This window comes from Sphaerisporangium fuscum (genome assembly GCF_018531465.1).
Lineage (GTDB): Bacteria > Actinomycetota > Actinomycetes > Streptosporangiales > Streptosporangiaceae > Sphaerisporangium > Sphaerisporangium fuscum.
This window is the reverse complement of record NZ_JAHDTF010000032.1, coordinates 34,967-54,517: the sequence shown is the minus strand read 5'-3', so window position 1 is coordinate 54,517 and position 19,551 is coordinate 34,967. Positions and strand designations below refer to the sequence as shown.

General features: G+C 69.8%; 18 protein-coding genes. 8 read left to right on the top strand and 10 right to left on the bottom strand.

Annotated elements, in window-relative coordinates:
• Window positions 1–154 precede the first annotated feature (154 nt).
• Window positions 155–1,459: a GGDEF domain-containing protein gene (locus KIK05_RS35245; RefSeq protein WP_250563980.1), complete on the top strand. Its 1,305-nt coding sequence runs from the start codon at window positions 155–157 to the stop codon at window positions 1,457–1,459.
• Window positions 1,460–1,469: 10 nt separating this feature from the next.
• Complete coding sequence (gene ettA / locus KIK05_RS35240; RefSeq protein ID WP_214415177.1) at window positions 1,470–3,134, top strand: energy-dependent translational throttle protein EttA; 1,665 nt, start codon at window positions 1,470–1,472, stop codon at window positions 3,132–3,134.
• Between the two features lie 91 nt (window positions 3,135–3,225).
• Here the strand turns inward: ettA and KIK05_RS35235 are convergent, their stop codons facing one another.
• The 4 genes from KIK05_RS35235 to KIK05_RS35220 form a co-directional block, all read right to left on the bottom strand.
• Window positions 3,226–4,767, bottom strand: a complete 1,542-nt coding sequence (locus tag KIK05_RS35235) for a glycoside hydrolase family 13 protein (protein ID WP_214415176.1) — start codon at window positions 4,765–4,767, stop codon at window positions 3,226–3,228.
• Window positions 4,768–4,797: 30 nt separating this feature from the next.
• A complete protein-coding gene (locus tag KIK05_RS35230) occupies window positions 4,798–5,187 on the bottom strand; it encodes a globin (RefSeq protein ID WP_214415175.1) in 390 nt (129 codons plus the stop codon).
• A gap of 14 nt (window positions 5,188–5,201) precedes the next feature.
• A complete protein-coding gene (locus KIK05_RS35225; RefSeq protein WP_308250233.1) occupies window positions 5,202–6,062 on the bottom strand; it encodes a mechanosensitive ion channel family protein in 861 nt (286 codons plus the stop codon).
• Between the two features lie 643 nt (window positions 6,063–6,705).
• Window positions 6,706–6,975, bottom strand: coding sequence for a hypothetical protein (locus KIK05_RS35220; RefSeq protein ID WP_214415174.1), 270 nt, complete (start codon window positions 6,973–6,975; stop codon window positions 6,706–6,708).
• A 515-nt stretch (window positions 6,976–7,490) separates the two neighbouring features.
• Here KIK05_RS35220 and KIK05_RS35215 point away from each other — a divergent pair.
• From KIK05_RS35215 to KIK05_RS35205, 3 genes are all read left to right on the top strand, one after another.
• Complete coding sequence (locus KIK05_RS35215; RefSeq protein WP_308250232.1) at window positions 7,491–8,882, top strand: NsdA family TPR-like regulatory protein; 1,392 nt, start codon at window positions 7,491–7,493, stop codon at window positions 8,880–8,882.
• Entirely contained in the window at window positions 8,879–9,397 is a 519-nt protein-coding gene (locus KIK05_RS35210) for a GNAT family N-acetyltransferase (RefSeq protein WP_214415172.1), read from the top strand. Before KIK05_RS35215 ends, KIK05_RS35210 begins: the two co-directional genes overlap by 4 nt.
• 709 nt (window positions 9,398–10,106) lie before the next feature.
• Window positions 10,107–11,576 carry a tetratricopeptide repeat protein gene (locus KIK05_RS35205; protein ID WP_250563978.1) on the top strand — a complete coding sequence of 490 codons (1,470 nt, stop codon included), beginning with the start codon at window positions 10,107–10,109 and terminating at the stop codon, window positions 11,574–11,576.
• Between the two features lie 3 nt (window positions 11,577–11,579).
• Here KIK05_RS35205 and KIK05_RS35200 read toward each other — a convergent pair whose 3' ends face one another.
• The 3 genes from KIK05_RS35200 to KIK05_RS35190 all read right to left on the bottom strand — a co-directional run bounded on the left by KIK05_RS35200 (window position 11,580) and on the right by KIK05_RS35190 (window position 12,706).
• Window positions 11,580–12,026 (bottom strand): NUDIX hydrolase, encoded by a 447-nt coding sequence (locus KIK05_RS35200; RefSeq protein WP_214415170.1) that lies wholly within the window; start codon window positions 12,024–12,026, stop codon window positions 11,580–11,582.
• Complete coding sequence (locus KIK05_RS35195; protein WP_214415169.1) at window positions 12,026–12,469, bottom strand: hypothetical protein; 444 nt, start codon at window positions 12,467–12,469, stop codon at window positions 12,026–12,028. The genes KIK05_RS35200 and KIK05_RS35195 overlap by 1 nt, the downstream gene beginning before the upstream one ends.
• A gap of 75 nt (window positions 12,470–12,544) precedes the next feature.
• A complete protein-coding gene (locus KIK05_RS35190; protein ID WP_214415168.1) occupies window positions 12,545–12,706 on the bottom strand; it encodes a hypothetical protein in 162 nt (53 codons plus the stop codon).
• Window positions 12,707–12,939: 233 nt separating this feature from the next.
• Between KIK05_RS35190 and purU the strand changes: the two genes are divergently transcribed.
• Window positions 12,940–13,788, top strand: coding sequence for a formyltetrahydrofolate deformylase (gene purU / locus KIK05_RS35185; protein WP_214415167.1), 849 nt, complete (start codon window positions 12,940–12,942; stop codon window positions 13,786–13,788).
• A gap of 13 nt (window positions 13,789–13,801) precedes the next feature.
• Here purU and KIK05_RS35180 read toward each other — a convergent pair whose 3' ends face one another.
• Complete coding sequence (locus KIK05_RS35180) at window positions 13,802–15,868, bottom strand: prolyl oligopeptidase family serine peptidase (protein WP_214415166.1); 2,067 nt, start codon at window positions 15,866–15,868, stop codon at window positions 13,802–13,804.
• A gap of 368 nt (window positions 15,869–16,236) precedes the next feature.
• Here KIK05_RS35180 and KIK05_RS35175 point away from each other — a divergent pair, with 368 nt between their 5' ends.
• On the top strand, window positions 16,237–16,746 hold the full coding sequence (locus tag KIK05_RS35175) for an HNH endonuclease (protein ID WP_214415245.1): 510 nt from the start codon (window positions 16,237–16,239) through the stop codon (window positions 16,744–16,746).
• 62 nt (window positions 16,747–16,808) lie between these two features.
• On the top strand, window positions 16,809–17,018 hold the full coding sequence (locus tag KIK05_RS35170) for an FmdB family zinc ribbon protein (protein WP_214415165.1): 210 nt from the start codon (window positions 16,809–16,811) through the stop codon (window positions 17,016–17,018).
• Window positions 17,019–17,076: 58 nt separating this feature from the next.
• Here KIK05_RS35170 and KIK05_RS35165 read toward each other — a convergent pair whose 3' ends face one another.
• Entirely contained in the window at window positions 17,077–17,553 is a 477-nt protein-coding gene (locus KIK05_RS35165; protein WP_214415164.1) for a helix-turn-helix transcriptional regulator, read from the bottom strand.
• A 155-nt stretch (window positions 17,554–17,708) separates the two neighbouring features.
• Window positions 17,709–19,547, bottom strand: a complete 1,839-nt coding sequence (ilvD, locus tag KIK05_RS35160) for a dihydroxy-acid dehydratase (protein WP_214415163.1) — start codon at window positions 19,545–19,547, stop codon at window positions 17,709–17,711.
• Between the last annotated feature and the right edge of the window lie 4 nt (window positions 19,548–19,551).

Sequence of the window (19,551 nt, the reverse complement as noted above, 5' to 3'; positions counted from 1 at the left end):
GTTACGGCCGGCGGACGTACCGAGATGGCCGGAGTGCTCAACGTAGCGGTTCCCATCGCGCGACGCACACTCTGCGACTATTGTGTTACACATCGTGAGTCTTGGATTCAGGTGCCGACCCGGGTCCGGATGGACGTGAGCTTTGGGGGATGTCATGACGACACCCGGTCAGATCTCGGTCGAAGCACGTGGCGGCATGCCGGCGCTGGCCGACCGATGGCCGCTGCTGGCACAGCCCACCGCCTTGGTCGTCTACCTTTGCGGCACCGTCGGGCTGGCCCTCAGCGCCGTCGTCTACCTGGGGGCGTCCACCCGGTTCCTCTGGCCGGAGTTGCTGACGTTCCTGGCCCTCATGGCCTGTGGCGCGGTCTGCATCGAGGCCACCCGTCGTCTCGGCATGCCGGCGGGTGTCTCGCGTGACCTGTTGTCCGCCTGGTGGCTCCCGGTCGCGCTGCTCCTCCCGCCGGTGTACGCCCTGCTGGCGCCGTTGCCCCTGCAGTTCCTGCTGCAGATCAGGGTGAGGCCCACAGTGCTCTACCGCCGGGTCTTCAGCGCGGCGGCGATCGGGCTGGCCGCCGGGGTGGCGTCGTTGATCTTCCATGCCTTCGTGCCCGACCCGGCGGCGTCCTCGCTCGGGTCGAGTGGCCCGATGGCGCTGGCGGTGGGCTGCGCCGCCCTGTTCACGGTCATCAACACCGCCTTGATCGCGGTCGCGCTGCACGTCGCCGACCGCGACACCCGGTGGCGCGACGTCCTGTGGGACCGCGAGCGCGCCCTGCTCGACGTCGTGGAGCTGTGCCTCGGGGTGCTCGTGGCCATCGCCTGCGGCCTGAGCCCCGCGCTCCTGCTGCTCACGCTCCCTCCGGTGGTGCTCCTGCAACGCAGCCTGCTCCACGCCCAGCTCAAGGCCGCGGCCCGCACCGACGCCAAGACCGGCCTGCTCAACGCGTCCGCATGGCAGCGCGAGGCCGACACCGAGATCGTCAGGGCGCGCCGCACGGGTGAGACCCTGGCGCTGCTGATCGTCGACATCGACCATTTCAAACGGGTCAACGACACCTACGGCCACCTCGTCGGCGACCAGGTCCTCGCCGGCGTCGCGACCGCGCTCCGCAGCCAGTTGCGCGACTACGACGTCGTGGGCCGCTTCGGGGGTGAGGAGTTCGTGGTGCTCCTGCCGCGGGCCGACGTCACCGAGGCCCGCCGGGTCGCCGAGCGGCTGCGGTCCCGGGTGGGCAGGATGGCCATCCCCGTCGACGACGCGATGATCAGCGTGACGATCTCCGCCGGGGTGGCCATCATGAGCATCCACGGCGACGATCTGATCGAGTTGCTCGCCGCCGCCGACCTGGCTCTCTACCGCGCGAAGGAGCTCGGCCGCGACCGCATCTGCCTGCCGGTCGCTCCGGCGCCCTCTCCTCCCGCTCAGGCGGACAACTCCGAGGGTGGGATCCCCTAGTCTTAGGAGCATGCCCGAGTACATCTATACGATGCAGCGCGTGCGGAAGGCGCACGGCGACAAGGTGATCCTTGACGACGTCACGCTGCATTTCCTGCCCGGAGCCAAGATTGGTGTGCTGGGCCCGAACGGCACCGGCAAGTCCACCCTTCTGAGGATGATGGCCGGCCTGGAGCAGCCGTCCAACGGTGAGGCGCGGCTGATGCCCGGCTTCACGGTCGGCATGCTGCAGCAGGAGCCCCCGCTCAACGAGACCAAGACCGTGCTCGGCAACGTCCAGGAGGGCGTCGCCGAGACCCTGGCCATGCGCGCCCGGTTCGAAGAGATCGCCGAGCTGATGGCCACCGACTACAGCGACGAGCTCCTCGAAGAGATGGGCAAGCTGCAGGACGCTCTCGACCACCGCAACGGGTGGGACGTCGACAGCCAGCTGGAGCAGGCGATGGACGCCCTCCGCTGCCCGCCGCCGGACGCCGACGTCACCAAGCTCTCCGGTGGCGAGCGCCGCCGCGTCGCGCTGTGCAAGCTCCTGCTGGAGCAGCCCGACCTGCTGCTGCTCGACGAGCCCACCAACCACCTCGACGCCGAGAGCGTCCAGTGGCTGGAGCAGCACCTCGAGAAGTACCCCGGCACCGTGCTCGCCGTCACCCACGACCGCTACTTCCTCGACAACGTGGCGACGTGGATCCTGGAGCTCGACCGCGGACGCTGCTACCCCTACGAGGGCAACTACTCCACCTACCTCGAGATGAAGGCCGCCCGCCTGAAGGTCGAGGGGCAGAAGGACGCCAAGCGCAAGAAGCGCCTGGAAGACGAGCTCGAGTGGGTCCGTTCCAACGCCAGGGCCCGCCAGACCAAGAGCCGGGCCCGTCTCCAGCGGTACGAGGAGATGGCGGCCGAGGCCGACAAGTACCGCAAGCTCGACTTCGAAGAGATCCAGATCCCGCCGGGCCCGCGCCTCGGCACCACGGTCATCCGGACGACCGGCCTCACCAAGGGCTTCGGCGACCGGCTGCTGATGGAAGATCTCTCCTTCGACCTGCCCCGCAACGGCATCGTCGGTGTGATCGGCCCGAACGGTGTGGGTAAGACCACGCTGTTCCGCATGATCATGAAGGACGAGACGCCCGACACCGGCGACATCACGATCGGCGAGACCGTCAAGATCTCCTACGTCGACCAGGGCCGTAGCAACATCGACCCGAAGAAGAACGTCTGGGAGGTCGTCTCCGACGGGCTCGACCACATCAAGGTGGGCCACGTCGAGATGCCCTCGCGCGCGTACATCGCGGCGTTCGGTTTCAAGGGTCCCGACCAGCAGAAGCCCTCGGGCATCCTGTCCGGTGGCGAGCGCAACCGTCTCAACCTCGCGCTCACGCTCAAGCAGGGCGGCAACGTCCTGCTGCTCGACGAGCCCACCAACGACCTCGACACCGAGACGCTGTCCAGCCTCGAGAACGCCCTGCTCGACTTCCCGGGCTGCGCGGTGATCACCTCTCACGACCGGTGGTTCCTCGACCGCATCGCGACGCACATCCTCGCCTGGGAGGGTGGCTCCAACTGGTTCTGGTTCGAGGGCAACTTCGCCGACTACGAGAAGAACAAGATCGACCGGCTGGGGCCCGACGCGGCCCGTCCGCACCGGGTGACCTACCGCAAGCTCACCCGCGACTGAGCGAGGGGACGGGTTCCCCGACGCTGTCGGCAGAGCCGGCGTACGAGCGCCTCACGGCCCGTACGCCGGCTCTCGCCGTATGAGGTACCGGTCACCTCGCCCGCAGCCACACGGCCGTGTCAGGGGCCAGCGAGGCCTCGTCCACGTGGCCGCTGGAGATGAGGACTCCGCCGTGCGGAGGCAGCGGCACGGGCTGCTCTCCGCAGTTGACGACACAGATGAGGTCGCCCCGCGAGAAGGCGAGGGCGTCGCCGGGAGCCTTCAGCCAGCTGATCGACCCCGGCAAAGAGTCCCGCAGCGACCGGCGAAGCGCCAGCGCCCGCCGGTAGAACGACAGCGTGGAGGCGGGATCGCCCGCCTGGCGTTCAGCCGTGATCGCCGCCCATTCGGCCGGCTGGGGCAGCCACGGCCGCGTGCCCTCCGGGGCGAACCCGTACGGCTGCACGTCGCCCGACCAGGGGAGCGGCACCCGGCAGCCGTCCCTTCCGAGAAGTTCGCCCTTCGACCGCGCGAAGATCGGATCCTGGCGTGCCTCGGGTGGAAGGTCCTTCACCTCCGATAGGCCCAGTTCCTCCCCTTGGTAGAGATAAGCGGACCCGGGCAGGGCGAGCATGGTCAGGAACGCGGCGCAGCCGCGCGCGAGCCCGGCGTGCGGGTTCAGCGAGCCCTCGCCGTAGCGGGTGACGTGGCGCACCACGTCGTGGTTGGAGAGCACCCAGGTGGGCGCGGTGACCGCGGAGAGGGTGTCGTCGATGACCTTGCGGAAGGCGGTGGCCGACCAGGGGGCCTCCAGCCAGGCGAAGTTGAAGCTCTGGTGCAGTTCGTCGGGCCGGACGTACAGGGCGAGGTCCTCGGCGGTGTCGGTCCACACCTCGCCCACGGCGGCGCGCTCGCCCGGGTAGGAGTCGAGCACCTTGCGCCATTCGCGGTACACCTCGTGCACCTCGGGCTGGCTCCAGATGGGGGAGCGGGACTGGAATCCTTCACCGGCGGGAGGGACGTCGGTCAGGTCCGCGTCCTTGTAGAGGCCCATGGCCACGTCGATGCGGAAGCCGTCCACGCCCCGGTCGAGCCAGAACCGCAGGATGTCGAGGAACTCCTCGTGGACCGCCGGGTTGCGCCAGTTGAAGTCGGGCTGCTCGGGCGCGAAGAGGTGCAGATACCACTGGCCGTCCGGCAGCCGCGTCCACGCCGGCCCGCTGAACACCGACGTCCAGTTGTTGGGGGGCGCGTCGCCGTCCCTGAAGATGTAGCGGTCGCGTTCGGGGCTGCCGGGTGGGGAGGCGAGGGCGGCCCGGAACCAGGGATGAGCCGAGGAGCTGTGGTTCGGCACGATGTCGACCATGATCCGCAAGCCGTGCGCGTGGGCGTCCGACACCAGGGCGTCGAAGTCGGCCAGCGTGCCGAACAGCGGGTCGACGCCGCGGTAGTCGGCCACGTCGTACCCGCCGTCGGCCATCGGCGAGGGCTGGAACGGGGTCAGCCAGATCGCGTCCACGCCGAGCTCCGCGAGGTAGGGCAGGCGCGAACGGATCCCTTGGAGGTCGCCGACGCCGTCCCCGGACGCGTCGGCGAAGCTTCGAACGTAGATCTCGTAAACGACGGCGTCACGCCACCAAGGGGAAGTGTTCACGCTTCCTTGGCTGCCCCCCGATGCGGGGAGTTATGCGTTCACGAGGCTGTGCGCGGCGTAGACGAGGTAGTTCCAGAGCTTGGTGTCAAGCTCCTCGGGGAGTTCCAGCGAGTCGACCGCGTCACGCATGTGCTTGAGCCAGGCGTCACGCTCGGCCTCGCCGATCACGAACGGGACGTGCCGCATCCGCAGCCGGGGATGCCCGCGCTGCTGGCTGTAGGTGTTGGGGCCGCCCCAGTACTGCACGAGGAACATGCGCAGCCGCTCCTCGGCGCCTGTGAAGTCTTCCTCGGGGTAGAGCGGGCGCAGCAGGGGGTCTTCGGCGACGCCTTGGTAGAACCGGTGCACGAGGCGCTGGAACGCCTCCGTGCCGCCCACGGCGTCGTAGAACGATTGGGATTCCGAAGGAGTAGCGGACACGGTCTCCAGCCTACTCAGACCCCGGCGAGGGGAATGCCCTCGCGGTCGAGCGCCGACTTGACCCGCATGCGGAGTTCCCGGGCGATCTCGGCCTGGTGGGCGGGCACCGTCTTGACGGTGATCCTGAAGATCATCGCCTTGTCGGAGATCTGCTCCAGCCCGTACACCTGGGGCTCCTCGACGATGGCCACGTCGCGGTACCCGGAGTCGTCCCAGAGGTCCTCGGCGACCTTCTGCAGCAGGTCGCGGATGCCGGCGATGTCGGCGTCGTAGGCCACAGGGATGTCGACCAGGGCGCGTGACCAGCCCTGCGACTCGTTCCCGACGCGGTTGATCGTGCCGTTGCGGACGTACCAGACGCGGCCGTCGACGTCGCGCAGCCGGGTGATGCGCAGGGTGACCGCCTCCACGGTGCCGGTCGCGGCACCGGTGTCGATCACGTCGCCCACGCCGTACTGGTCTTCCAGCAGCATGAACATGCCGGCGATGAAGTCCTTGACCAGCTCCTGCGCGCCGAAACCGACGGCGACGCCGAGGATGCCGACGCTGGTGAGGACGGGGGCGAGGTCCATGCCGAAGCGGCCGAGGATCATCAGCGCAGCGGTGCCGAACACGATCACCGACACGAGGCTGCTGAGCACCGAGCCGAGGGTCTCGGCGCGCTGGCGCCGCCGCTCGGAGAGGACGGCCGCCGTGCCGTCCATCGGCGTGGCCATCTTCATGCGGAGCCGCTCGGGCATCACGCCCTCGGCGGCGCGCCGGATGACACGGTCGATCACCCGGTGCAGGACCGCCCGTACGACGAGCGCGATCGCCACGATGAGGACCAGGCTGATCAGCCATGCGAGAGGCGAGGCCCAGCTGGCGGGAAGCACGTTCAACAGCGTGGTACAGACCACATCGTCTTTTCCACCACCCCCGCCGCACATGCCCAGAAGCGTATCCGTGGCCTTCGTGAGGTCAAGGATGCTGGGCTCCGGAGTGGGCGTGGGCGAGGGATCGAGGGCCGGCAGGAACACGCGGGTTGATCTCCTTCGGAGCGGGTCGGTCGGCGGAGACAATTATCGGTGCTTGACCTAGACGAGACGGTACTTCACCGAATCGAGTCCGCCGACCGGCCCGGCCGCCGTCACGTGACGCCGGGGAAGACGGGAGTGCCCGGATCCGGGGCCGCGGAGGGCGGACCCGGGCACCCCGGTGACGGGCGGCCCGGGTGGGACACACACCCGGAAGCGTGTCCCACTCCGTTTCCGATCGGGGAGTTCCCCGATCACCACCGGGCCGGGAGGGGTCCTGGCCGGTGGCTGCCTGTGTGAGTGCGCGCCGCGCGTAGGGCCGGCGCGCCCGGGAACGGCCCGCGGGCCGTTCGTCAAGGATGCGGAACCGGCGGGACGCCCAGCGCCCGCGCCTCGTGTGCACGAGGCCCGAGCGCTCCGCACCGGGCACCCCGCCGGCTCCGGAGAGCCGCGGTGACACGGCGGACGCGGTGACTGCGCTGCACCGCGTCCGGCTCGCGTGTTACTCGCTCACCGCGGCCAGCACGCGGGCGACCTTGGTCGCCGCCCCAGCCGGATCGTCCACCTCGTGCATGCGCTCTCCCCACGACCACCAGTAGTAGGCGGGGGTCGCCTGCGGCCGGCAGGTGACGTTCTCGGCGAGGCTGGTGGCGTTCGGGTTGATCACACGTACGAACGCCCGTCCTGACTGTGTGTGCACCACCCGGGCGAGCAGGCCCCGGGCGTCAAGCTCGTCGGCCAGTCGTTCCAGATGTTGGAAGCCGTCGTCCACTTCGAGCCCTCCTTGAATCCGATTCGGGCGGCTCTCGCCGAGTGAATCGGGGCTGGTTGGCCAAATCTGACTCACCATGGCCGATGTGGTCAACGAAGGCTTGGGGCCGCTTGGGTGAGGGGATATTTCAAGTGGGTTGAAAGAACGTCCCCGGCGGAGGACGATCCTATGCCAGCGGCTTGATTCGTCCTTACAAGGCTGGTCATATCTGGGCCATCATTCTCAGCAGACGCAGCGTAACCCGGGAGTGATGCTGCGTCAGCGCAGGTGGAACCGGTCGGGATATGTGGCCAGGAAGAGCGGCTGGACACAAGGGAGGGGCCGGTATGTCCGGCAGACAGCACAAGGAAACGGAGTTAGCGCGGCGAACCCGGGCGCGCGGACTGGCGGTCGGGCAGAGTGCCGCACGCATCGCCGAAGAGATTTACGAAGAGTGTGGTCCGCAATTCGGGACAACTCGAATCAAATCTCACCGTCTCGCCCACGGTATCGCCCTCGCCGACGTAATCGAACAGGTGCGCGCCTTGTTCGATCGCGACGGCAAGGCCGTGCCCGGCATCGGGGAAACGCTCCTGAGCGCTTACGAGAGCGGGCTGAAGCGACCCGGTCCCGAGTATCTCCATTACCTGTGCAGCGTCTACCGGGTAGAGCCGGCCGCCCTCGGATACGACGGCCCGTGCATCTGTGGTCACGGCCATCGCATGCCGGGTGTCGTACGCGGCGGCCTCCAGGAGGTCACACCCGAAGATTCCCCCGAGTCGCGCGAGACGTGGAAGAAACCGCTCGGCGACCTCTCCGCGGTCGGGGGTGAGGAGGACGAGAACGTGTTACGTAGGACGCTGCTTGGGCTCATCGCGGGCACCGCTGCCGCGGCGCCGACGAGCGAGCTGCTCAACGAGTCGGTGCTCGGGGCCGCCGAGAACATCCGCCGGCGTATGGACGAGACCCTCGTGTCGAGCACCGTTTCGCCGGCCATGCTGGACCACTGGGAGGAGGCCGCCGCCTCCTTCGGACGGCAGTACATGAACACTCCGCCGCTGCGGCAGCTGTGCGACGTGCTGTTGGAGTTCAGCACGGTCCGCCAGGCGATGGAGCGTCACCAGCCCATGGACCTGCAGGAACGGCTGTGCGGCCTGGCCGCCCGGCTCTCCGGCCTGGCCGGCATCATCATGATCGACCTCGGCGACCAGCGGCTCGCCCGGTCGTTCTTCCGCACCTCCCGTGCCGCCGCCGACGAGACCGGCGACCGCGCGCTGCGGGCCTGGGTCACGGCCCGTGAGGCGCTGGTGCCCCTGTTCCTCGGCGATCCGCGGGAGGCCCTCAACCTCGCCAAGAAGAGCCGCGACCTCGCGGGGCAGACACCATGCGCGGCCAAGGCCATGGCACCGGTCGTGGAGGCCCGGGCCCTTTCGATGCTCGCCAACTCGGCCGGCAAGAAGGACGTCGTCGACCAGGCCAAGCGGGCGCTGGCCCGCGCTCGGGCGGCCTTCGCCCAGATGACCCCCTCCCAGCAGGAGGACACGGTCTTCGGCTACACCGAACGCCAGCTCTACTTCCACCAGGGCGACGCGCTGGCCCGCCTCGGCCAGACCATCGAGGCCGACCTCATCCTCGAGCAGGCCCTGGAGAAGTACGAGGGAGACCTGCTCGACCAGACGCTGATCAGGTTCGACCAGGCCCACTGCAGACTGCTCGAAGGCGACGGCGACGAGGCGTTGCGGATGGGCGCAGAGGCGGTGACGCGGGTCGGCGAAGGCTTCCGCACCGACATCATCTTGCGCCGCGCCAACGAGCTCGTCGGGGCGATCCGCCTGAAGTGCGGCGACATCCCCGGGCTGCGGGAGTTCGAGGCGCGCCTCGCCTCGCCGGCCCCCTCCGCCGCTCCGGGGCCGGAGGCCAGTGCATGACGCTTGTGCTCAGGCGGTATCGCTGGTCGGATCGGGAAGCCGTCTGGGAGCTCCACCGCACATGTCTCGCGCAGGTCGGCATCTTCGAAGGGGACGGCGTCTACTACGACGACGACATGCCGCGCATCAACCAGGTCTACCTGGCCGACAGGGGCGACTTCCTCGTCGGTGAGGTGGAGGGGGCGGGCATCGTCGCCATGGGAGGCCTGCGGCGTCTCGACGAGGAGACGGCGGAGGTGTGCCGGCTGCGGGTCCACCCGGACTTCCAGCGGCGCGGCTTCGGCGCCCAGGTCCTCGTGGCCCTGGAGGAATCGGCGAGGAAGCTCGGCTACCGCGCGCTTCGCGGCGACACGACGCTGCGGCAGGGCGCCGCGCTGGAGCTCTACCGCAAGTTCGGCTGGCGAGAACTCCGCCGTGAGGACAGGGGCGGTCTTGTCGTGGTTTACGGTGAGAAGCCCTTGGTGCCCGAGTCGTCACCCCAACTCATCGTTAGAAGTAATTCGCCTATAACATGAAAGTCCTAACTTCAATGCTTGCGGATTAGGGATTTGTCCGAATAATAGGGTCTTTGTAGCTCGAAGACCTGAGGAGGGCACACCCGATGAAGAAGATCGTTGTCCGCAAGCCTGGCATGGTGCACCTCACCGGCACGGCCAGTGCGATCCACAAGGGGTGACCACCCTCCCTGCCCACCTCTGGGTCCATGGAGGGCGGTCGAGGGACCGCCTTGACGTGCTGGCGGGGCTCGGTCCGTCCGTGTGGCCGGCCCCCGTCCACGACGCCCACCGTCGTCTCCGGGGGCCGTACACCTTCGGCGGATCGCTCCTGCGTGCCCTGGTTCCGGCCGCTTTGGAGCGCTCCGCTGCGGTCGTCGAACGACACGACGTCGAGATCCGAGCAGCGGCACCCGATCTTCGTGATCGGGTGCCCGCCCGGCGCGAGCCGCTCTACACGCGCCTGTCGGAGGAGGAGCGCATCCTCGTGCCCGCCCCTCGGCGCACGCTGCGGCTCGCCAATGGAATCACCGAATTCGTCCGGGACTGCGGCGTCGCGCCCAGGGTCATCGTCGTGGACAACGCGGACGAGGCGGACGAGACGGATCGTGAACTTCTGCTCACCCTCCTCCGTCGATTCGACCCCGCGAGTTTGACAATTGTCGCCTGTTCCAGTAAAGCGCCACCTGATTCATTCGGGGGACGAATCATAAAGGCCGAATTATCGGCCATGGAGGAACAGTCGATTTCTCCGGCCCGTTATGTCGCCTCCGATGGCATCGCCGACGATCCCGAGACGATACGCGCCTATCAGGCGCTGCCCCCGGCCGAGCGCGCCCGCCTGCACGACCAGCGGGCCGACGAGCTGGCCGCGACGGGAGAGCCCTCCTGGGCGCTCGGGGCCATCCCCTTCCACCGGGAGCGCGGTAGCGACCCCACCGGTGCGGGGGTCGAGGCGCTGTGGAGCGCGCTCGACCACTGCATGGGGGAGGGATTCCTGGAGGCGGCGGCCGATCTCGGCCTGCGGGGCCTGAAACTGGCCGAACCCGGTTCCGGGCGCTGGTGGAACTTCATCCAGGGCACCGCGACGGCCCTCGCCGGGGCCGGGCGCAGGGACGAGGCCCGGGAGCTGTACGAGCGCGCCCGCCGCACCAGCACCGACGCCGAGGTGCACTCGGCCTCGGCGTACGGCAGGGCGATGCTCGACGCGCGGCATCCCGACCCCGCCCGCCGCGACCTCGGCCGGGCCCAGGGATGGATCAACGAGGCCATCGCCATCAGCGAACTGCTGCCCGACCGCGCCGTCCGGGCGTTCAAGCTGGGCTTCGACCTCAACGGCAAAGCCCTGATCGAGATGCGCGGCGGCCACATCGACCGGGCGCTCGCGCTCGTCGACTCGGCGATCGCGCTGGCGGAGGCCGACCTCCCGCCGGGACGGCACCTGGTGCACCGGATGATCCTGCGCGCCAACCGTGCCCAGCTTCTCGGGATGCTCGGGTCCCCCGGGGACGCGCTCGCCGAGTTCGACGCGGCCATCGCCATGGACCCGCTCTACTCCGACTACTACCTCGACCGCGGCAACCTGCTCTACCAGATGGGACGGACGGAGGCGGCGCTGGCCGACTACGAGACCGCCATCCGGCTGAGCCCGCCCCTCCCGGAGGGGTACTACAACCGGGCGCAGCTTCTGCTTTCCACCGGCGATCTCGAAGGGGCCAAGGCCGACCTCGACCATGTGCTGGAGCTCGACCCCGGCTACCTCGACGCCTACATCAACCGGGCCGGGCTGCTGGTGCAGTTCGGCCTCGACGAGCACGCACGCGCCGACGTAGAGGCGGGGCTGGCCCTGGCGCCCGGCAATCCGCACCTGTCGTGCGTGCTCGGGCAGCTGGAGATGACGGCGGGACGGCTCGTGGAGGCCGCGGCGGCCTTCGACGTCGCGATCGCCGGGGCGCCGGGTCTCGTCTCCGCCTGGGCCAGCCGGGCGAGCCTGCGGTACGAGGCGGGCGACCTCGAGGGCGCGGTGGCCGACCTGACCCGTGCCATCGAACTGGGGGAGGACGCGGCGCTGTACTTCAACCGGGCGCTCGCCCTGAAGTCCCTCGGAAGGCCGGCGGAGGCCATGGACGACCTCGACCGCGCCTACGCCCTCGACCCGGAGGACCCCGACATCGTCAAGGCCCGCCACGAGGCCGGGTGAGCGTCAGGGAGCGTCGAAGAGCAGGGCGATCACCTCGGCCATGGCGGGAGGCTCGACCGGGTCGGGCAGGCCTCCCAGCTCGGCCGGGGTGAACCAGCCGTGGCCGAGGTAGGTGTCGAGCTCCTCGGCGGTGAGCGTCGACGGGCGTACGTCCGGGGTGCCGGTGAAGCGGGCGAGGTAGAACGGCTCCACCTTGACGTAGTGGACGCCCAGCCAGTGGTAGTCGCGCTCCACCGGCACCCAGATGTCGGCCACCGCGTCGCCGGGCAGACCGGTCTCCTCGAACAGCTCCCGCCGCGCGGCCGCGAGCGGGGTCTCGCCGGGGTCCATGCCACCGCCCGGGGGCTCCCAGAAGACCCTGCCGCTCACGGGGTCGTGCCAGCGCATGAGCAGGACGCGGCCCTCGCCGTCCACACAGACCACCCGGGCGGCAGGCCGATCGCTGATCATCACTCGGGCCGCTCCGCGGCTCCCGGGGGTGGCTCCGGGGAGTCCCCCGGCGACTCCTCCGAGGACCAGGTGTTGGCGTTGATGATCTCCCAGAACTCGTCGGGGTGGCCGGCCGCGTGCTGCCTGCTCTGTTCCTCGAGCTCGGCGGCGATGGCCCGCTGCTCCTCGTAGGCGCCCTTCATCGCGTCCAGCCACTCCACCGGGTCGACCCCCGCCGCCCTGGCCGACCGCATCGCCATGTCGGCGTACTGCTCCGGGCCGGCGTTGAACGTCCAGCCGGTGCGCTCGAGAAGCTCCTCGTCGCCGATCTGGCCGCGCTGCCAGGCGATGGCCTCCGCCAGGTGCTCGGCCACGAAGACCGCGTTGATGTAGCCCGGGAGCATCGCGGCCAGCGCGACGGCGGCCCGCTTCTCTCCCGGCGACAGCGTGTCCCACTTCAGCACCCGCAGCTCCTTTCCCCATTCACCGGGTGCCACTGTAGTTCTTGCCCCCAGAACCTCCCCGGCAGGTGCGCGGTCTCAGTCCGCCACCATCAGATCGGCCAGGTCCACGTATTCGGACATCTCGGTGACGTCGGCGTAGTACGCCACGTACTCATGGCCCCTGTGCACCCGCAGCCAAGGCTGGTTGCCGATGACGAGCGCCTCGACCACATATCCCCTGCTGTCGACCCATTTCACGTGATAGAGGCTACGAATCACCAGGTCAACCAGAGGCAACACCGGATGTCGGATTACGCCTCGGTACCGTCGGGCGACCGTAACGAACCTGCTCACCGTCACCCGCGCGGGCATCGCCCTCTCCACGGCCCACCAGGCCGAGATCATCCGTCTCGGCCCGCGGAAGTACGGCCCGGCGTGCCCGCCGGGGGCGGTAATCTGCCACAGGCGCCGAGCGAAGAGGTGAGTGGCCGGTGAGCTCCGAATACGTGGTGACCCTGTCCTGTCCGAACAGGCCGGGCGTGGTGGCGGCCGTCTCCGGCATGCTCGCCGCCCGGGGATGCGACATCACCGAGAGCCAGCAGTTCGGCGACCGGGTGGCCAAGCGGTTCTTCCTGCGCGTCCAGTTCACCTCGTCACTGCCCGAGGACGAGCTGCGCCAGGCGTTCACCGCCCTCGCCCCCGAGCTGTCGATGGAGTTCCGGCTGCGCGACCTCGCCGTCCGGCCCCGGGTGCTGGTCATGGTCAGCAAGCTCGGTCACTGCCTGAACGACCTGCTGTACCGCGTGCGCTCCGGGCTGCTCGACATCGAGATCGTCGCCGTGGTGTCCAACCATCCCGACCTGCGGCCCCTCACCCAGTCGTACGGCATCGACTACCACCACCTGCCGGTGACGCCGGAGTCCAAGCCGCGTCAGGAGACCGAGATCCTCACGCTCGTGGAGCACTACCGCGCCGATCTGGTGGTGCTCGCGCGCTACATGCAGGTGCTCTCGGAGGATCTGTGCGGCAAGCTCGCCGGCAAGGTGATCAACATCCACCACTCGTTCCTGCCGTCGTTCAAGGGCGCCAAGCCGTACCACCAGGCGTACTCCCGGGGCGTGAAGCTGATCGGCGCGACCGCCCACTACGTCACGCCCGACCTCGACGAAGGGCCGATCATCGAGCAGGAGGTCGTCCGGGTGAACCACACCCACTCGCCCGACGACCTGGCCGCGATGGGCCGCGACGTCGAGTGCCTGGCGCTGGCGCGGGCCGTCCGGTGGCACGCCGAGCAGCGGGTGCTGCTCGACGGCCACAAGACGATCGTCTTTCCCCGCTAGGAGACCCGCGGCCTCACAGGCCGGTGTGCTGGGCCAGGAACGCCATCTGGTCGGCCATCAGCTCGACCGATCTGCTCACCGCGCGCGCCCCGTGGCCCACCTCGCTCTCGTTGCGCAGCAGGATGGGCCTGTCGTCGGCCGTCTGGGCCCGCTGGAGCGCCGCGCACATCTTCCAGGCGTGCAGCGGGTGCACCCGGGTGTCGGAGCCGAACACCATGAACAGCGTGGCCGGGTAGCGGACCCCCTCACGCACGTGGTGGTAAGGAGAGTAACCCCACAGCCAGGCGAACTCCTCGGGGACGGCCGCCGAGCCGTACTCGACGTTCCAGGTGGCGCCCAGGCCGAACTGCTCGTAGCGCACCATGTCGAGCAGCGGGGCCGAGCAGGCGACCGCCGCGTACAGATCGGGCCGCTGGGTCAGCGCGGCGCCGACCAGCAGGCCGCCGTTCGACCCTCCGGAGATCGCGAGCCGCTCGGGCGTGGTGACGCCCGTGGCGATCAGGTGCTCGGCGGCGGCGTGCAGGTCGTCGAAGACGTTCTGCTTGTTACCGAGCATGCCCGCGCGGTGCCACTCCTCGCCCTGCTCGCCGCCGCCGCGCAGCTGGGCGACGGCGTACACACCGCCCGCCTCCACCCACGACAGGATCGCGCCGGAGAATCCGGGCGTCAGCGACACCCCGAAGCCGCCGTAGCCGTACAGGATGGTCGGCCGGGGCCCCTCGCCGGGCCGGGAGATCACGATCATGTGGACGTCGGTGCCGTCCTTGGAGCGGTAGACCACCTGCTCGGTGCGCACCTCGGGGACCTCGACCGCGCCCGGCGAGGCCGCCCACAGGCTGGTCTCGCCCGTGCGGGCGTCGTAGCGCAGGACGCTGGTCGGGGTGGTGTGGTCGGTGTAGCCGAACCAGGCCTCGTGGCCGCCCTCGGGCCGCTCGGTGATGCCGCCGATCGTGCCCAGCCCGGGGGTGGGCACCTCGCCGATCTTCTCGCCCGTCACGAGGTCGTGCACGGTGATCTCGCTGATGGCGTGGCGCGTCCAGGCGACGAGCATCACCGGGCGCTCGAGGTCGTCGAGGATCGCGAAGTCGGACAGCACCGCCTCGGGGTCCTCGGGGATCAGGTCGCGCCAGTCGTCGTGACCGGGCCTGTCGGGCGAGGTCACACAGATGCGGGCGCGCGGGGCGTCGCGGTCGGTGAAGACGTACAGGCGGCCGTCACGGCCGAACAGCAGGGCCGTCTGCGCGTCGACGCCCTCCTGCACGTTAAGCAGCGCCGGGGCCTCCGCGGGGGAGGCCGACAGGTCGGCCATCCACAGCTCGTTGCGCGGGGCGGTGCCGCGGGAGGCGGAGATCGACAGCCACCGGCCGTCCCGGGAGACCGAGACGCCGTAGTAGTTGGTCTTCTCCAGCCCTTCGCCGAAGATCATCACGTCCTGCTCGGCCGGCGTGCCGACCCGGTGCAGGTAGACCCGGCGGTGGTACTGCTCCTCGCCCTCGGGCACCTCGCCGGGAGCGAGCCTGCGGACGTAGTAGAACGCCTCGCCGCCCGGGAGCCAGGCGATGGGGGAGTAGCGGCAGCGGTCGATCGGCCCGTCGAGCCGCTCGCCGGTGACGACGTCGATCACGTGGAGCTGGGACTCCTCGTCGCCGCCCACGGAGATCTGGTAGGCCAGCAGCCGGCCTTCCTTGTCGGGCTGCCAGGAGTCGACCGTGGTCAGGCCCGAGGAGTCGATCGCCATGGGGTCGAGCAGGACCTGCTCGGCCCCGTCGGGACCGACGGTGTACAGGACGGCGTGCTCCTGGTCGGGCGTGCGGCGCATGAAGAAGCGCCGGTCCCCGCGCCAGGCCGGGGCGCCGACCGTACCGGCCTTCACCAGCTCGGCGATGCGGTCGCGGAAGCTCTCCCGCCTCGGTGACGCGGCCATGGCCTTGGTGAACAGCTCACTCTGCGCCTCGAGCCACTCCTTGGTGGAGGGGTGGTCGGCGTCTTCGAGCCAGCGGTACGGGTCGGGTACCGGCGTTCCGTGGTAGTCGTCGACCACGTCGTCCCGGTGGGCGTTCGGGTACGGCACTCGCGTCATGTAGCCGAGCTTATGGCACCTCTCTTACCGCTCGTGAGGCGCGGTTTCGGCAATCCCCGGGACGGTGACGGAACAGGTGGATCTTCTCGGACGAGAACCGATCTTTGCCCAACAGGTTTGCTTAACGGGGTGAACCGGACATAAACCGGGAGGCGGGGTCTGGGAGACACGACCGTTAATTGGGGTGGCGGGAGAGTCGACCGAAAGGCCACACTTGCTGAAGGGCGGTGCCGTGGAACCCATCCGCTGGGCCGCCCGGCGGAGGTCCACGTGACGGAAGCATCCGGGGCCCAAGACGACGGGCCGCAAGCCGGGATGCGCCGCGGCGCATCCCCTGAGGTGACGTGCACGGCGGGAGAGGGCCGCTGATGCGCCAGGTCCTGCTGCTGAACGCCACATTCGAGCCACTCACCACCCTCAACCTGCATCGGGCCGTGGTGCTCGTGATCAGGGAGAAGGCGGATGTCGTTCATCGTGACGGCCGGGGCGCCGTGCTGCGCTCGGCCTCACGCACCGTCGACGTACCGTCGGTCATCCGGCTCCGGCGGTACGTCCGTATCCCCTACCGTTCGCGCATCCCGTTGACGCGGGCCGCGCTGATGCGCAGGGACGACTATCGCTGCGCCTACTGCGGGCAGCGGGCGGAGACCATCGACCACGTGCAGCCCCGCTCACGCGGCGGGCTGCACACCTGGGAGAACTGCGTCGCCTCCTGCATGCAGTGCAATCACCGCAAGGCCGATCGCCTGCTGGAGGAGCTCGGCTGGTCGCTGCGCGTCGCGCCGGTCGTGCCGCGAGGAGCCCACTGGCGCCTCATCGGCGCCCAGTTCGACGGCGACCCCCAGTGGGCGCCCTACCTCACGGAGACGGCGGCCTGAGGTCGCAAGGCAGGGGCGGCTTGGGCGCTGATCGCCGGCGCCGCAGGCCGTACCCTGATGGCATGCCTCGCTACGACTATCGCTGCCGCGCCTGCGGATCGACCTTCGAGATCTCCCGGCCCATGTCGGCCGCGAGCGACGCCGCCGTCTGCCCGGAGGGCCACGACGACACGGTGAAGCTGCTGTCCACCGTCGCCGTCACCGGCGGCGCCTCCGCGCCCCGCCCGAGCGGCGGTGGCGGGGGCTGCTGCGGAGGCGGCTGCTGCGGCTGACCGGCCCGAACACACGCTCGTGCCCGCCGGCCCGGCCGGGCCGGCGGGCACTGAGGTGTCAGGCGGCCTTCCTCCGCTGGAAGGGCAGGTAGCGCTCTGGACGGTGGGGGTGGGCGGCGGCCAGGGTCGGCTCGACGGCGACGATGCGGTCGAACCGGAACGCCCTGATGCCGACCTTGGTGCGGCACCAGCCGACGAGATACCAGTGATCGCGGTGGACCAGGCAGGTGACCGGCTCGACGTCGCGCGAGCTGACGTGGCCTCCGGCGTCGCGGTAGTGCAGGCGCACCACCTGGCGGCCGGTGACCGCGCCGGCGATCGTGCGGGCTCGCCGGGCGACCTCGGGGGGAAGCGGTCTGGTCAGGGTGTCGAGGGTGGAGGCCACGACGTCGTCGTCGAGGTCGAGGTTTTCGAACACGTGGCGCAGGCCCCGGCGCGCGGTGATCGCCTGGGGGCCGTCTCCGAGATGGGCGAGAGACAGGGCGAGAGCTGCGATTTCGGCGGTCGTCAGGAGCGGCGTGGTGACGTTGGCCATACATCCACAGTACTGTTCGCCACCGACATTTTTCGAACACCAGGTCTGGGAAGGCCCTGCCGGAGGGTGACTCTTCCCGACCCTGAGGTAAGGCGGGCGTGTCCTCCCGGCCGGGTGGCACGGCTCGCGGGGAGCCGTACCACCCGGCGGGACCGTCAGTGGGAGAGCTGGGACAGGTCGCGCGAGGCGCCGGTGGAGGCCGAGGTGGTGAGCGCGGCGTAGGCCTGCAGGGCGGCGCTCACCGGCCGGTTGCGGTCGCGCGGGCGGTAGCGGCCGAGGTCGGCCAGCAGCCGCTCGCGGCGCGCGGCGAGATCGGCCTCGGAGACCTTCAGCTCGATGCTCCGGCCCGGGATGTCGATCTCGATGAGGTCGCCGTCCTCGACCAGGGCGATGATGCCGCCCTCGGCCGCCTCCGGGGAGGCGTGGCCGATGGACAGACCGGACGTGCCCCCGGAGAAGCGGCCATCGGTGACCAGCGCGCACGCCTTGCCGAGGCCCTTGCCCTTCAGGAAGCTCGTCGGGTAGAGCATCTCCTGCATCCCCGGGCCGCCCTTGGGCCCTTCGTAGCGGATCACCACGACGTCGCCCTCGGTGACCTTGCCGCCGAGGATGCCGTCGACGGCGTCCTCCTGCGACTCGAACACCACGGCCGGGCCGCTGAACTTCCAGATCGACTCGTCGACGCCGGCGGTCTTGACGATGCAGCCCTCCGGCGCGAGATTGCCGTACAGCACGGCGAGACCGCCGTCGCGGGTGTAGGCGTGCTCCAGGTCGCGGATGCAGCCCTCGGCGCGGTCGAGGTCGAGGGACTCCCACCGGGCTTCCTGAGAGTAGGGCTTGATCGTGCGGGCGTTGCCGGGCGCGGCGTGCCAGAGCTCCAGGGCCTCCTCGCTCACCTGCGGAGACTTGGGGTCCCAGGTGTTGATGTACTCGGTGAGGGAGGCCGCGTGGATGCTGTGGGTTTCGCGGTTGAGCAGCCCCGCGCGGTCGAGCTCGCCGAGGATCGCCGGGATGCCGCCCGCCCGGTGGACGTCCTCGACGTGGTACTTGGAGGTGGCGGGCGCGACCTTGCACAGGCACGGCACGCGCAGGGAGAGCTCGTTGATCTCCTTCAGGCCGAAGTCGACGCCCGCCTCGCGCGCCGCGGCGAGCAGGTGGAGGATCGTGTTCGTCGAGCCGCCCATGGCGACGTCGAGCGCCATGGCGTTCTCGAAGGCGTCGCGGGTGGCGATGTTGCGCGGCAGAACCGACTCGTCGTCCTGGTCGTAGTAGCGCTTGGTGAGCTCGACGACCTGGCGGCCGGCCTGCTCGAACAGCGCCTTGCGGGCCTTGTGGGTGGCGAGCGTGGTGCCGTTGCCCGGCAGCGCGAGACCGATGGCCTCGGCCAGGCAGTTCATGGAGTTGGCGGTGAACATGCCGCTGCAGGAGCCGCAGGTCGGGCAGGCGTTCTCCTCCATCTCGAGCAGCTCGGCGTCCGAGACGCTCTCGTCGGCCGCGGCGACCATCGGGTCGATCAGGTCGAGCTTGCGGCCGGGGGTCTTCCCGGCCTCCATCGGGCCGCCGGAGACGAAGACCACCGGGATGTTCAGCCGGAACGCGGCCAGCAGCATGCCCGGGGTGATCTTGTCGCAGTTGGAGACGCAGACCAGGGCGTCGGCGCAGTGGGCGTTCACCATGTACTCGACCGCGTCGGCGATCAGCTCCCGCGAGGGCAGGGAGTAGAGCATGCCGCCGTGACCCATGGCGATGCCGTCGTCCACCGCGATCGTGTTGAACTCGCGGGGGATCGCCCCCGCCTCGCGGACGGCGCCCGCGACCACCTCGGCAACCTCGCGCAGGTGGACGTGGCCGGGGACGAACTGGGTGAAGCTGTTGGCAATCGCGATGATCGGCTTGCCGAAGTCGCCGCCGGCTACGCCCGTGGCGCGGAGGAGGGCGCGGGCCCCGACCATGTTCCTGCCATGAGTGACCGTACGAGACCTGAGGGCCGGCATGACC

What these genes read in the sequence shown, in the direction of transcription:
- KIK05_RS35245 (WP_250563980.1), top strand. Translation starts at nt 155, where the DNA reads ATGACGACACCCGGTCAGATCTCGGTCGAAGCACGTGGCGGCATGCCG.
- KIK05_RS35200 (WP_214415170.1), bottom strand. Translation starts at nt 12,026, where the DNA reads ATGATCAGCGATCGGCCTGCCGCCCGGGTGGTCTGTGTGGACGGCGAG.
- KIK05_RS35205 (WP_250563978.1), top strand. Translation starts at nt 10,107, where the DNA reads ATGGAGGAACAGTCGATTTCTCCGGCCCGTTATGTCGCCTCCGATGGC.
- KIK05_RS35165 (WP_214415164.1), bottom strand. Translation starts at nt 17,553, where the DNA reads ATGGCCAACGTCACCACGCCGCTCCTGACGACCGCCGAAATCGCAGCT.
- KIK05_RS35170 (WP_214415165.1), top strand. Translation starts at nt 16,809, where the DNA reads ATGCCTCGCTACGACTATCGCTGCCGCGCCTGCGGATCGACCTTCGAG.
- KIK05_RS35210 (WP_214415172.1), top strand. Translation starts at nt 8,879, where the DNA reads ATGACGCTTGTGCTCAGGCGGTATCGCTGGTCGGATCGGGAAGCCGTC.
- KIK05_RS35175 (WP_214415245.1), top strand. Translation starts at nt 16,237, where the DNA reads ATGCGCCAGGTCCTGCTGCTGAACGCCACATTCGAGCCACTCACCACC.
- ilvD (WP_214415163.1), bottom strand. Translation starts at nt 19,547, where the DNA reads ATGCCGGCCCTCAGGTCTCGTACGGTCACTCATGGCAGGAACATGGTC.
- ettA (WP_214415177.1), top strand. Translation starts at nt 1,470, where the DNA reads ATGCCCGAGTACATCTATACGATGCAGCGCGTGCGGAAGGCGCACGGC.
- KIK05_RS35180 (WP_214415166.1), bottom strand. Translation starts at nt 15,868, where the DNA reads ATGACGCGAGTGCCGTACCCGAACGCCCACCGGGACGACGTGGTCGAC.